Annotated in this window: 13 protein-coding genes; 9 read left to right on the plus strand and 4 right to left on the minus strand. The window is 55.0% G+C overall.

Features of this window, described 5'->3' with window-relative positions:
• Window positions 1-8: 8 nt before the first annotated feature.
• The 3 genes from Yoon_RS13085 to dapD are packed head-to-tail and all read right to left on the minus strand — an operon-like array spanning window position 9 to window position 1,444.
• Window positions 9-338, minus strand: coding sequence for a hypothetical protein (locus Yoon_RS13085; RefSeq protein ID WP_238112725.1), 330 nt, complete (start codon window positions 336-338; stop codon window positions 9-11).
• Window positions 335-616 carry a hypothetical protein gene (locus tag Yoon_RS13090; RefSeq protein WP_113777955.1) on the minus strand — a complete coding sequence of 94 codons (282 nt, stop codon included), beginning with the start codon at window positions 614-616 and terminating at the stop codon, window positions 335-337. Before Yoon_RS13090 ends, Yoon_RS13085 begins: the two co-directional genes overlap by 4 nt.
• Window positions 617-1,444, minus strand: coding sequence for a 2,3,4,5-tetrahydropyridine-2,6-dicarboxylate N-succinyltransferase (gene dapD, locus Yoon_RS13095; RefSeq protein WP_238112727.1), 828 nt, complete (start codon window positions 1,442-1,444; stop codon window positions 617-619). It lies immediately after the preceding gene.
• A gap of 84 nt (window positions 1,445-1,528) precedes the next feature.
• On the opposite strand from dapD, the gene Yoon_RS13100 reads away from it, so the two are divergent.
• Window positions 1,529-2,374, plus strand: coding sequence for a TIGR00730 family Rossman fold protein (locus Yoon_RS13100; RefSeq protein WP_238112729.1), 846 nt, complete (start codon window positions 1,529-1,531; stop codon window positions 2,372-2,374).
• Between the two features lie 3 nt (window positions 2,375-2,377).
• Window positions 2,378-2,863, plus strand: coding sequence for a gluconokinase (locus tag Yoon_RS13105; RefSeq protein ID WP_238112731.1), 486 nt, complete (start codon window positions 2,378-2,380; stop codon window positions 2,861-2,863).
• On the opposite strand, the gene Yoon_RS13110 is transcribed toward Yoon_RS13105, so the two are convergent.
• The gene (locus Yoon_RS13110) at window positions 2,846-3,889 is read right to left on the minus strand and encodes a LacI family transcriptional regulator (protein WP_238112733.1); all 1,044 of its coding nucleotides are present in this window, start codon (window positions 3,887-3,889) and stop codon (window positions 2,846-2,848) included. The genes Yoon_RS13105 and Yoon_RS13110 overlap by 18 nt on opposite strands.
• Window positions 3,890-4,097: 208 nt before the next feature.
• Here Yoon_RS13110 and Yoon_RS13115 point away from each other — a divergent pair, with 208 nt between their 5' ends.
• From Yoon_RS13115 to Yoon_RS13145, 7 genes are all read left to right on the plus strand, one after another.
• Entirely contained in the window at window positions 4,098-5,327 is a 1,230-nt protein-coding gene (locus tag Yoon_RS13115; RefSeq protein ID WP_238112735.1) for an ABC transporter substrate-binding protein, read from the plus strand.
• An 83-nt stretch (window positions 5,328-5,410) separates the two neighbouring features.
• A complete protein-coding gene (locus tag Yoon_RS13120) occupies window positions 5,411-6,337 on the plus strand; it encodes a carbohydrate ABC transporter permease (RefSeq protein ID WP_238112737.1) in 927 nt (308 codons plus the stop codon).
• A gap of 10 nt (window positions 6,338-6,347) precedes the next feature.
• Window positions 6,348-7,250: a carbohydrate ABC transporter permease gene (locus tag Yoon_RS13125; RefSeq protein WP_238112950.1), complete on the plus strand. Its 903-nt coding sequence runs from the start codon at window positions 6,348-6,350 to the stop codon at window positions 7,248-7,250.
• Window positions 7,251-7,256: 6 nt separating this feature from the next.
• On the plus strand, window positions 7,257-8,336 hold the full coding sequence (locus Yoon_RS13130) for an ABC transporter ATP-binding protein (protein ID WP_238112738.1): 1,080 nt from the start codon (window positions 7,257-7,259) through the stop codon (window positions 8,334-8,336).
• Window positions 8,333-10,705: a glycoside hydrolase family 2 protein gene (locus tag Yoon_RS13135; RefSeq protein ID WP_238112740.1), complete on the plus strand. Its 2,373-nt coding sequence runs from the start codon at window positions 8,333-8,335 to the stop codon at window positions 10,703-10,705. The genes Yoon_RS13130 and Yoon_RS13135 overlap by 4 nt, the downstream gene beginning before the upstream one ends.
• Window positions 10,706-10,720: 15 nt before the next feature.
• The gene (locus tag Yoon_RS13140) at window positions 10,721-11,467 is read left to right on the plus strand and encodes a sugar phosphate isomerase/epimerase (protein WP_238112742.1); all 747 of its coding nucleotides are present in this window, start codon (window positions 10,721-10,723) and stop codon (window positions 11,465-11,467) included.
• Window positions 11,468-11,478: 11 nt separating this feature from the next.
• Window positions 11,479-12,600 (plus strand): Gfo/Idh/MocA family protein, encoded by a 1,122-nt coding sequence (locus Yoon_RS13145; RefSeq protein ID WP_238112743.1) that lies wholly within the window; start codon window positions 11,479-11,481, stop codon window positions 12,598-12,600.
• Window positions 12,601-12,621: the final 21 nt, after the last annotated feature.

The raw sequence follows: 12,621 nt of genomic DNA on the forward strand, positions 1-12,621 counted from the left end.
CGCGTGCTTTAGGCCTTGTCAAAAAACGGCGTCATCTGCGCGACGATCACGCTGTTTTCGGCCAGCGCACGGGCCATCAGGTCTTTTTCATCATCAGAGATGTCATGGCCTTCTGTGATCCGTTCATCCAACGTGCCGTAGCCGGAAACATCCAGCGGGGCGAGGTCAGCTTGCTTGAGGATCGCGACCGTTTCACGCACAGCTTCGGCCTCGTCAACGCCACTGGCATAGCACATCAGCGCCGCGCCAGAGGCCCCTTCAGGAAGCCCGTCGTTGCCGCTGCGTCCGACCTCGACCAAAAGCGTGTATACCTTTTGACGGCTTTCTTTCTTGGTCATTGGGGATCTTCCTCTTCCCAGCGGGATTTGACTGCCCAAAGTGTTGATATGATCAACACGATTTGCGCGGGCACATAGATCACAACCATCAAGAATAGAATGGTCCAGATCAAGGACATATGCATGACGTAGGTCACTGTCACTGCGGGCATCCAAAGCGCTGCCAGAAGCAGGCCGATAATGACCGCGTCCGCCAACACAAGTAGCCATGCCGCCCGCCGCGTGGGGCGATGCCCCGCGGCGATGCGTTTACGTGCAACTGTGCGGCTGATCAGCATTTAGTCGCGCAGCAATTCGTTGATGCCAGTCTTTGACCGGGTCTTTGCGTCAACGCGTTTCACGATCACAGCACAATAGAGGTTCACGCCATTCTTGGAGGGCATGGTTCCCGCAACAACAACGGAATAGGGCGGTACTTCGCCGTACATGACTTCGCCTGTTTCGCGGTCAACGATCTTGGTGGATTGGCCGATAAACACGCCCATGCCCAGAACGGCACCTTCGCGGACGATACAGCCTTCGACAACCTCAGAACGTGCACCGATGAAGCAGTTGTCTTCGATGATGGTTGGACCAGCCTGCATGGGCTCTAGAACACCGCCGATGCCAACGCCGCCAGACAGGTGCACGTTCTTGCCGATTTGCGCGCATGACCCAACAGTCGCCCATGTATCAACCATCGTGCCAGAATCGACATAGGCACCGAGGTTCACAAATGACGGCATCAGCACAACGCCTGGGGCGACGTAGGCGGATTTGCGGACGATGGCATTTGGCACAGCGCGAAAGCCAGCGGCGCCAAATTCTTCGTCGCCCCAGCCTGCGAATTTGCTGTCGACCTTATCCCACCAGCCGGAGCCTTGCGGGCCACCAGATTGGAATTCCATATCTTTGATGCGGAAGCCAAGCAAAACCGCTTTCTTGGCCCATTGGTTGACATGCCAGCTGCCATCGTCTTGCTTTTCAGCAACACGCAGGCTGCCGCTATCCAAAGCATTCAGCGTATCTTCGATAGCTTCGCGGGTTTCACCCGTTGTTGCGGGTGTAATCGTATCGCGGGCATCCCACGCGGCTTCGATTGCGGTCTCAAGGGCGGCATTTGACATCGGGGTCTCCGGTTTCTTGTGGTCACGTGTTGCCATGGGCTATAGACCGGAAAAGCCTAAAAGCGCAATGCGAGGAAACGCAGTATGACCGACGATCGCCGCCACCCACTCCGCCACAGTTCGCAAGACCGCGAGGCGGCGACACATATTCCAGATACGCCGCAAACGCGCGCGCCATCTTATGCGCTGGCCTTTGCCGACGAAGATTTTTTGTGCCGCGAAGAACTGCGGCCCGTGCGTCTGCAATTAGAGCTGCTGAAGCCCGAGCTCTTGATGGACGAAGCAGGGATCGATTCGACGATTGTTTTGTTTGGTGGTGCACGGATACCATCGCCCGCCAATAAACAAAGCGCCCGCACCCAAACGCTGGCCGACCTGTCGGAGTATTACGCGCAAGCCCAAGAATTCGCGCGCATCATGACTGAGCGATCGTTGAAGACAGGCGGCACTGAAGACGTGATCGTCACGGGCGGTGGCCCCGGTGTCATGGAAGCGGGCAACCGCGGCGCATTGGAGGCTGGCGGTAAATCTATCGGCCTGAACATTGTGCTACCGCATGAGCAAGCGCCCAACGAATATGTGACACCCGAATTGTGTTTCAACTTCCACTATTTCGCGATCCGTAAAATGCATTTCCTGATGCGTGCGTCGGCGGTTTGCGTATTTCCGGGCGGCTTTGGCACCTTAGACGAAATGTTCGAGGCATTGACCCTGATCCAAACAGGCCGCATGGCGCGGGTGCCATTTTTGCTGTTTGGCAAAGAATTTTGGGAAAAGATCATCAATTGGGGCGCGCTGTCAGATGCGGGCACAATTTCTGCGGATGATTTGGACCTGTTCCAATTTGTTGATACGGCTGAACAGGCCGTTGCGGCCATTGATAGTTGGGAAGGCAAAGGCGAAAAGCGCGGCGTCATTCCCGGGCGCTAGTATATGCACAAAGCAATAATGGTTATGGGCGTGTCGGGCGCTGGCAAATCCACCATCGCGCAGGGTTTAGCTGATGCGCTGGGCGGTGTGTATCTGGATGGTGATGACTATCATCCGCAAAGCAACGTTGACCATATGGCCGCAGGGCATCCGTTGACCGATGACATGCGGTGGCCGTGGCTTGATATTTTGGGGGCGGCGGTGAATGCGTCGCGGGCGGATCATGTCACGGTGTTTGCATGTTCTGCGCTTAAACGCAGTTACCGCGATCATCTGCGTGCTGCGATTCCGGGTTTGCAGATCGCCTATCTGGACGCACCTTATGATGTTGTGTCGGCCCGTATGACTGCGCGCGAAAATCACTATATGCCGACCAGTCTGCTCGACAGTCAGTTTGCTGCGCTTGAGGTGCCGCAAACGCCCGCGATGCGCGTGTCTATCGATCAACCCGTGCCCGATATTATCGCAGCGCTAGCTGTCTTGGGCTGACGGCACTTCCAAGTGCTGCATGGGCGTGGTGAGCGGCGATCTGATCGCTTGGATCGCGGCACGCGCCAAAAATTCACCTGCGGCCCCTACTTTTTCAGTGGTCGTCAGGATGTCGGCGCGGAACAGTTTCAAGAACGGAACGGCCTCTTTCGTTGACACGTCAATCTCGCGACCAACCTTTGCGCCCGTCTTTTCTAGCCCTGCAACAGCGGCCATCGCCGAAGATGTCGATGCCGTCATGATCGCGTCAATTTCGGGGTGTGTGCGCAGCGTTGTGACGACATAGTCGACGATATCATCGATCTGTGTGTCGCTGGTAACCGGGTCCGCGAGCATAACGTTGATCCCACATTCAGCGGCACCTTTACGGGTGCCGTATATCATGTGTTGTGCATAAGCATGGGCGGCGGGCGGCGCGATCAACAGCACGTTCTTGCGGCCGCGACCCGCTAGTTCATGCACGGCCAGTTCGCCAAATGCGCTGTTGTCGAAATCATAATACGGGTGGCGTTCGGCCCAATCGGAACGTCCGTGTGTCGCGAATGGAAAATGCTTTTCCATCAAATAGGCGATGCGCGGGTCTTGCGGCTGTACTTGGTTGATGATGACAGCATCCGCAGAGCCGGTTTCGACAATATAGCGGACAGGCTCCATCGGGTCTTGGTCGGGGAAAAACGGGGTCACGACCAAATGAAAAGGGGTGTCGCGCAATCCCCCGGCCACGGATGAAATGAGCCGGGCAGTGTGGCTCATCATGTCGTGCTCTGTCGACATCACAAGGCTAATGACGTTCGTGCGGCCCGTCCGTAAACGCACGCCAGCACGGTTGGGGATGTAGCCGACTTCTTTGGCAATCTTGCGAATGAGTTTTTTGGTTTCAGCCCCAATATCAGGCGCATCATTGAGCGCGCGAGAGACCGTCGGTACGGCCAGCCCGCTGATCCGGGCGATTGTCTTAAGCGTCGGCTTTCCTGTCGCGGAACGTGCCTCTGCGACCGTCGTGGTCGGCGCTTTTTTTGGTGACATGATGGGCCTCCTCCTCGTATTTCTTAGGCAGTCCGTTTTTGAAAAATCCCCAATGAAACTTCTGGACTGGTCCTAAAACCGTTTAAACACAGGTCGTTACCAATACTAACCACGCCTCCTATAGACAATGTCTTATTTTCGCTTGCTAGGTCAATCTAAAACGATATAGGCTTTCCTACAACGATTTAGAACCAGGGAGGAGAGAATCGTGAAACTGACAACAAAATTGATGGCGTTCTCCGCTATCGTCAGTGCATCTTCCGCGTCAGCGGTCGAATTGGAGGTTATGCACTGGTGGACATCCGGCGGCGAAGCTGCGGCTGTTTCGAAATTTGCCGAAGCATGGGATGCGACAGGCAACACTTGGGTTGACGGCGCAATCGCCGGCGGCGGCGACACAGCCCGCCCGATCATGGTGAGCCGTATCATCGGTGGCGATCCGCCCGCAGCGTTCCAGTTTAACCATGGTCGCCAGGCTGAAGAACTGATCGAAGCTGGTCTTCTTTTGGATCTTACAGATGTTGCCGAAGCCGAAGGCTGGGCCGAAATCGTAAACCCATCGAACTTGTTGGATGCTTGTACCGTTGATGGCCGCATTTATTGTGCGCCAGTAAATATTCACTCTTGGCAGTGGATGTGGTTGTCGAACGGCGCATATGAAAAAGCGGGCATTCCTGTACCACAAAGCTGGACAGAATTTGCGGCAACTGCTGGTGATCTTGAGGCCGCTGGTATCACTCCTCTTGCGATGGGCGGCCAGTCTTGGCAGCAAAACGGTGCGTTTGGCGTGATGTCAGTTGCGCTTGCAGGCACCGACGCGTGGTTGGCTGTAAACCGTGACAAAGACGCTGAAGTTGCCGCTGGCGCAGACTACGCACGCGTATTCGAAGCATTTGGCGCTGCACGTGAATTGGCTGTTGGCCTGAATGTGCAGGACTGGAACCAAGCAACGGCTGCTGTGATCAATGACACTGCCGGTGCGCAGATCATGGGTGACTGGGCGCAAGGCGAATTCGCTGTTGCTGGCGAAGTTGCTGGTGAAGACTACACATGCCTGCCGGGCTTGGGTGAAGTTGCCGTTCTGTCAACTGGCGGCGATGCGTTCTACTTCCCTGTTGTAGACGATGAAGAAATCACCGCTGCACAAAAAGAACTGGCTGCATTGCTGCTGTCACCACCTGTTCAGGTGTCCTTTAACTCTGCGAAAGGTTCTTTGCCAATTCGTGGTGATGTTGACCTGACAACAGTGAACGATTGTACGCAAAAAGGTCTTGATCTTTTGGCTGCTGGCAACTTGCTTCCTGATGGTGCCGCTGTTCTTTCACCAGACACAGTGACACAGCTGAACGATTTGCTGACAGAGTTCTGGAACACGCCTTCCATGACGCCTGCTGAGGTTCAATCTGCCTACGCAGACATCATCGCTGACGCTGATTAAGCGCGCTACTGCTAAACGTGTACAGGCCCTCCGTTCGGGGGGCCTGTGTTACAGTCTAGCCAGAGGATTCTAGGGAGGAATAGATGGCGCTTTCCGAAGCCACAGATGCCGGGCAGGCTGGCCCAACCAAAAAACCCACACGATTATTCAAGAACATGGCGTCCAAGATTGCGGCGCTGCCGATGGTCTTTACCGCACTTGTCATTTTTGTTGGGGGCACAGTTTGGACGATCGTCTATTCCTTTACTGGTTCGGGTCTTCTTCCCCGTCTAAAATGGGTTGGCCTCGATCAATATGAGCGCCTATGGAACAGCCGTAAATGGCTGGTCTCAATCGAAAACCTTGCCATTTATGGTATTTGTTCGCTGATTTTAACGCTTGTTATCGGGTTCACGCTTGCCGCTTTGCTTGACCGCAAAGTCCGTGGCGAGGGCGCCTTGCGCACAATCTTCCTCTACCCTTTCGCCCTGTCTTTCATTGTGACGGGCCTAATCTGGCAGTGGATTTTGAACCCCGATCTGGGTCTGCAAAGCGTGGTCCGTGGGATGGGCTGGGAAGCCTTTACGTTCGATCCGCTTAACAACTCTTCATTGGTGATGTTCGGTCTGTTGATTGCGGGCCTTTGGCAAGGCACCGGGCTGATCATGTGTATTATGCTCGCTGGGTTGCGTGGCATTGATGAAGATATCTGGAAAGCCGCCCGTGTTGACGGCATCGGCACCGTTAAGACCTATATCCGAGTGATTATTCCCATGATGCGCCCGGTATTCGTGACATCGCTGGTGTTGATCGGGTCGGGAATTGTGAAGCTTTATGACCTTGTTGTCGCACAGACATCTGGCGGTCCGGGGCTCAGCTCTCAGGTGCCTGCGATGTATGTGATGACCGCGATGTTCGGCGGTCAAAACCTTGGCCAAGGCTTTGCGGCATCCACCATGATGCTTGTCAGTGTGGTGATTATTCTTGTCCCTTGGGCAATTCTTGAATTCGGAGGGAAGAAGCGTGGCTAATTCCGACACGATGGCTGCACCTGCCGCCCTTGCCGCTGGTCCACGCGGGCCCAAACCAAAACGTCGCATGACCCGTGGCAATATCATGGTCTACGGCACGCTGTTCATTTTTGCGCTGTATTACGCGCTCCCGCTTTATGTGATGGTCGTAACCTCGCTGAAGGGGATGCCTGAAATCCGGATGGGCAATATTTTTGCGCCGCCGATGGAAGTCACATTTGAACCTTGGGTCAAGGCGTGGTCGCAGGCCTGTACCGGGATCAACTGTGATGGGCTATCACGCGGGTTCTGGAACTCTGTGCGTATCTTGATCCCGTCACTCATTCTCTCGGTCGCGGTGGCCAGTGTGAACGGTTACGCGCTGTCGATGTGGAAATTCAAAGGGTCCGAAGTTTTCTTTGGCATCTTGATGATCGGCGCGTTCATTCCATACCAAGTCATGCTTTACCCCATTGTGATCTTGCTGCGCGAGGCAGGGCTTTACGGGTCTCTTACGGGGTTGGTTTTGGTGCACGTCGCCTTTGGCATGCCGATCAATACACTTCTATTCCGCAACTACTTTGCCTCTATTCCCGAAGAATTGTTCAAAGCGGCACGTGTTGATGGCGCAGGTTTCTGGGCAATCTTCTTTAAGATTATGCTGCCGATGTCGCTGCCCATTTTCGTTGTTTCATTGATCATTCAGGTGACCGGCATTTGGAATGACTTCTTGTTTGGTGCAAGCTTCACTGGGCCGGACCTTTATCCGATGACGGTACAACTCAATAACATCGTGAACTCCGTACAAGGCGTCAAAGAGTACAATGTGAACATGGCGGCGACATTGCTGACCGGGCTTGTTCCGCTGACCATCTACTTTGTGTCTGGAAAACTTTTCGTACGCGGCATCGCTGCCGGCGCTGTCAAAGGCTGATAAATTATGACTAACTCAATCGAAATCAAGAACCTCGACCTGTCCTTTGGCGCCGTTAAGGTGCTGCAAGACCTAAACCTAAATATTGGGACCGGCGAATTCCTTGTGCTGCTGGGCTCTTCGGGGTGCGGGAAATCAACACTGTTGAACTGCATCGCTGGCCTTCTTGAGGTCACAGATGGCCAGATTTTTATCAAAGGCAAGAACGTCACCTGGGCAGAACCATCCGAGCGCGGCATCGGCATGGTGTTCCAGTCTTACGCGCTATACCCACAGATGACCGTCAAAGGGAACCTGTCGTTTGGATTGAAAAACGCGCGTGTTCCAAAAGCCGAGATCGAAAAACGTGTCGCACGGGCCGCCGAAATCCTGCAAATCGAAGCACTGCTTGATCGTAAGCCCGGTGCCCTGTCGGGTGGGCAACGTCAGCGTGTTGCGATTGGCCGCGCGCTGGTGCGCGATGTGGATGTCTTTTTGTTCGATGAACCTTTGTCGAACCTTGACGCCAAGTTGCGTGTTGATCTGCGGGTGGAGTTAAAGCGCCTGCACAACCAGCTACAAAACACGATGGTTTACGTGACCCACGATCAGGTTGAGGCGATGACTTTGGCTGACCGGATCGCTGTGATGAAGGGCGGTAAGATTATGCAGCTTGGCACCCCAGATGAAATCTATAACCAACCGCGTAATCTTTATGTTGCGGATTTTATTGGTAGCCCGTCCATGAATTTTCTAGAGGGAAATTTGGAAGGTGGCGCGTTCATGGTTGACGACATGACCTTGCCGATGACTGGATATGATTTTGCAGCGCCGCAGACTGCCGATCGCCCGGCCATTATCGGGATCCGTCCTGAACATGTTGTGACCGGTGAGCTGGTGCGCAATGCGCCGCTGCAATTTGAAGCAGATGTCGATCTGGTTGAACCGATGGGCTCTGACACGTTGGTTTACGCCAAACTTGGCCAGCACAGTTTCCGTATCCGGATGGATGGTCAAGCGCGTGTTCACGCGGGCGAGGCATTGGCAATTGGGATCGATCCCGCGCGCGCGTCTTTGTTTGACAAGGCAACCGAGGATCGCCTGTGACACAGCTAAGTTTGGCGGGTGAATGGGCGCTGTCTGATTACAGTGGCACCTATACCTGCGCAATGCATCTGCCGACTGACGGTATTACAGCCCTGCGAGAGGCTGGATTGATTGCTGACCCTTATTGGGGCCGCAACGAATATGATTTGCGATGGATCTGCGAACGCGACTGGACGGTCACGCGCAATTTCGATGCCACCGAAATCGATATAGATTTGGTGCTGTCAGAGGTCGACACGGTCGTAACCGTGCGCGTCAATGATCAAGTCATCCTGACCGCTGAAAATGCGTTTCGGACTTTCCGGGTGCCGCTGTCACATGTTGCACGCATCGGGGCAAACACAATCAGCATCACCTTTCATTCGCCCGTGGTGGCAGGTGGTCAAAAACAGGCCGCGCATCCGTTTGAGCTGCCGATCAGTGCAAACTGCCCGATCCCGAACGGGAACTTCCTGCGCAAACCCGCCTGTGATTTTGGCTGGGATTGGAACATCGCGCTCGCGCCATTTGGTATCTATGGCCAGTTGGCGATAGAACCGTCACCGGCGGCACGGATTGATCGGCTCGCGATCACGCAAGCCCACACGGATGGTGCGGTGACCCTAGGCGTGACCGCCTATACCGCCAATCACAATGGCGAGGTCGTGGCGACCATTGCGGGGCAAACCGTGACGGGGCAGGCGGTCAATGGCGTCTGCGCGTTAAGCATCTTGATTGAGAATCCAGACCTTTGGTGGCCCGTCGGTCAAGGTGACCAGCCGCTTTATGATTTGACCGTCACGGCGGGCGCGGCAAAGACGCAGCGCCGCATAGGTTTACGTGACTTGCAGCTGATCACCGAGACCGATGATATTGGCCTTGGGTTCAAATTCCGGATCAACGGCCGCGATGTATTCTGCAAAGGGGCCAATTGGATTCCCGCAGACGCGCTGCCCGGTCAAATCACCGATGAAAAAACACGCGACCTGCTGCAATCGGCCGTCGACGCCAATATGAACATGGTCCGCATTTGGGGCGGCGGGCGGTATGAGCCTACGTCGTTCTATGAGGCTTGCGATGAAATGGGCCTATTGGTTTGGCAGGACTTTATGTTCGCTTGCAACCTTTACCCATCTGACAATGCCTATCTGGCCGAGGTCCGGGCCGAAGTCACGGATAACGTCGCGCGGATGCATCATCATGCGAGCATCGCGATCTGGTGCGGCGACAATGAACTGATTGGCGCGCTGGGATGGTACGACTGTAGCATCAACGACCGCGATCGCTATCTGGTGAATTATGACCGGCTGAACCGGGCAATCGAAACGCAACTGCTTGAGGTCGATCCGACCGCGATCTGGTGGCCGTCATCGCCGTCTCCCGGGCCAATGAATTTCGGCGATGCTTGGCATTATGACGGATCGGGCGATATGCATTTCTGGTCGGTCTGGCACGAAGGCCGCGACTTTGACCACTACCGCGATGTCGGCCCACGGTTCTGTTCCGAGTTCGGATTTCAAAGCTATCCGTCGATGAATGCCGTGCGCAAATTCGCAGGCGAGGCCGACCAGAATATCGCGGCACCCGTGCTTGAAAGCCACCAAAAGAACGCAGGCGGCAACGCGCGGATCGCGGAAACCATGTTCCGCTATTTCCGTTGGCCCAAGCATTTTGACGACTTCGTCTATATGTCCCAAGTCCAACAGGGCCTTGCGATCAAGACAGCCGTCACACATTGGCGTAGCCTGAAACCGCGCTGCATGGGCACGTTGATTTGGCAGCTCAATGATACATGGCCTGTCTGTTCGTGGGCATCACTGGATCATGGCGGTGACTGGAAGCTTATGCACCATATGGCGCGCGCATTCTACGCTCCTGTCTTGGTCACGGCTGTGCCTGTTGACGCGGATTATGTGATCCGCGCGGTCAACGATGCGCCCGACGCCTGCGATGTGTCTGTCACCGTTTCGGCAGTTGATATGGCGGGCAATCTGCGCGCATTGGGCGCGGGTGGTGCATCTGTCGAAACATCGGCAGTAGACGTGCTGACAATCGCGGGCGCAGACCTGAAGCCCGATGAAATGCTGCATTATGCATGGGAAACTGCGGATGGCACGGCAGGAAGCGATACATTCGCACCCAAACCATACAAAGACTACGATCTGCAGGCACCAAACCTGACCCACCATGTCTCTGGCAATACGCTCACACTTACTGCGCAGACGCTGGCATTGTTCGTCGCGGTCGAGGCCGACGTACCCGGGCGATTTGACGACAATGCGTTTACGCTTTTGCCCGGACAAACAAAGGTTGTGCAGTTTACGCCAACCAATCCTGCAGACAAACCCACCTTCACGCTGCGTGATTTGCACAGCGCGACATACGCCTGATCAAGGAGAGAAAAAATGACCCAGATTTCCTACCAACTCTACTGCTCACGGAACTTTCCACCGTTGGGGGATACGCTGCAAATGCTCTCTGCGACGGGGTTCAAAGAGGTCGAAGGTTTCGGTGGTCTTTTTGATGATCTCGATGGGCTAAAGGGGGGGCTTGACGCGACAGGCCTGAAAATGACCAGCAGTCACTTTGGGCTGGATATGGTCGAGGGTGACGCATCAAAAGCGATTGCCATCGCAAAGGAATTGGGGATTCAAAAGGTTATCGTCCCTTTTGTGATGCCTGATGATCGCCCGGTGGATGCCGCCGGTTGGGCCGCGTTTGGGACACGTTTGGCCGAGGCTGGTAAGCCGTTTCAAGACGCAGATCTTGTCTTTGGTTGGCACAATCATGACTTTGAATTTGTGGCGACAGAAACGGGTGAGCTACCGCTTGATATTATCGCGGCGGCGTCAAGCGAATTGATGTTTGAACTCGACCTTGGTTGGGTCGCGCGCGCGGGGCTTGATCCGGTCGCGTGGATTCAGAAATACGCGGGCCGCATCACGGCGGCGCATATCAAAGATATTGCACGGGCTGGTGAAAACGCTGACGAAGACGGCTGGGCCGATGTCGGCCACGGTGTTCAAGATTGGGCGGCGATTCATGCCGCGCTGCAAGAAACGGGCGTAGATCACTATGTTGTCGAACACGATAACCCTAAAGACCATGCACGGTTTGCAAGCCGCAGCTTGGCTGCGATCCAGAAATTCTAGGAGGTTCTTTCATGACTAAGCTTGGCGTTGGCATCATTGGATGCGGTAATATTTCGACCTCTTATCTTAAACTGGCCCCGCTGTTTAAATCGCTTGATGTAAGGGCGGTCGCGGATATCAACATGGACGCGGCCAAAGCACGGGCCGCAGAATTTGGCGTGCGCGCTGAAACTGTTGCTGATCTGCTTTTGGCGGGGGATATCGATGTGATCGTGAACCTCACGATCCCAGATGTACATTTCGCTGTAACCAAACAGATCATAGAAGCGGGCAAGCACGCCTATTCCGAAAAACCATTGGTGCTGACCTTGGAGGAAGGTAAAGAGCTACGCGATTTGGCGGCCTCAAAGGGCCTGCGTATTGGCTCCGCGCCGGATACGTTTCTTGGCGGCTCGCATCAACTGGCGCGCGCACAAATTGACGCAGGCAAGGTTGGGCGCATCATTGGCGGCACCTGCCATGTGATGGGCCATGGTATGGAAGCCTGGCACCCGAACCCTGACTTTTTCTTCAAACCCGGCGGTGGTCCGGTGTTGGATATGGGCCCTTATTACATCACCAATCTGATCCAATTGATCGGGCCAGTGAAATCGGTCGCAGCGCTCGCGAAATCAACATTCGCGACGCGCACCATCAGCAACGGGGACCGCAATGGTGAAGTGCTGAAGGTGGAAACACCGACAGATATTCAAGCTTTGCTTGAATTCGAAAACGGCGCTGTCGTGACCTTAGGCGCAAGCTGGGATGTCTGGTCGCATCGTCACGACCATATGGAGTTGTACGGCGAAAACGGGTCCATCTTCCTCCCGGATCCGAACTTTTTTGGCGGCGACGTGGAAATCAGCGGCGAAGACAAAGACATCGTCACGGTTGCACCGTGGGACCACCCGTTTAGCGTGGCGAACTATGAAGAAACCCGCGCTAACTATCGTTGTGCAGGGCTTGCAGATATGGCGACAGCCATCGCCGAAGATCGCCCGCATCGCTGCAATATCGATGTGGCACTGCATGCGGTTGACGTGATGACGAGCATCTTGAAGGCGGGCGAAGAACGTCGGTTCGTCGATATGACGACCACCTGTGAACGCCCCGCGGCCTTGTCACCTGACGAGGCACGCGCGCTGCTGGCTTAAAAGAATGCGCCTGCGCCGATT

It is taken from the genome of Yoonia sp. I 8.24, assembly GCF_022096995.1.
Lineage (GTDB): Bacteria > Pseudomonadota > Alphaproteobacteria > Rhodobacterales > Rhodobacteraceae > Yoonia.

Excerpts from the sequence above, each read along its gene's own strand:
- Yoon_RS13085 (WP_238112725.1), bottom strand. The coding sequence starts at position 338 with ATGACCAAGAAAGAAAGCCGTCAAAAGGTATACACGCTTTTGGTCGAG.
- Yoon_RS13090 (WP_113777955.1), bottom strand. The coding sequence starts at position 616 with ATGCTGATCAGCCGCACAGTTGCACGTAAACGCATCGCCGCGGGGCAT.
- dapD (WP_238112727.1), bottom strand. The coding sequence starts at position 1,444 with ATGTCAAATGCCGCCCTTGAGACCGCAATCGAAGCCGCGTGGGATGCC.
- Yoon_RS13100 (WP_238112729.1), top strand. The coding sequence starts at position 1,529 with ATGACCGACGATCGCCGCCACCCACTCCGCCACAGTTCGCAAGACCGC.
- Yoon_RS13105 (WP_238112731.1), top strand. The coding sequence starts at position 2,378 with ATGCACAAAGCAATAATGGTTATGGGCGTGTCGGGCGCTGGCAAATCC.
- Yoon_RS13110 (WP_238112733.1), bottom strand. The coding sequence starts at position 3,889 with ATGTCACCAAAAAAAGCGCCGACCACGACGGTCGCAGAGGCACGTTCC.
- Yoon_RS13120 (WP_238112737.1), top strand. The coding sequence starts at position 5,411 with ATGGCGCTTTCCGAAGCCACAGATGCCGGGCAGGCTGGCCCAACCAAA.
- Yoon_RS13125 (WP_238112950.1), top strand. The coding sequence starts at position 6,348 with ATGGCTGCACCTGCCGCCCTTGCCGCTGGTCCACGCGGGCCCAAACCA.
- Yoon_RS13130 (WP_238112738.1), top strand. The coding sequence starts at position 7,257 with ATGACTAACTCAATCGAAATCAAGAACCTCGACCTGTCCTTTGGCGCC.
- Yoon_RS13140 (WP_238112742.1), top strand. The coding sequence starts at position 10,721 with ATGACCCAGATTTCCTACCAACTCTACTGCTCACGGAACTTTCCACCG.
- Yoon_RS13145 (WP_238112743.1), top strand. The coding sequence starts at position 11,479 with ATGACTAAGCTTGGCGTTGGCATCATTGGATGCGGTAATATTTCGACC.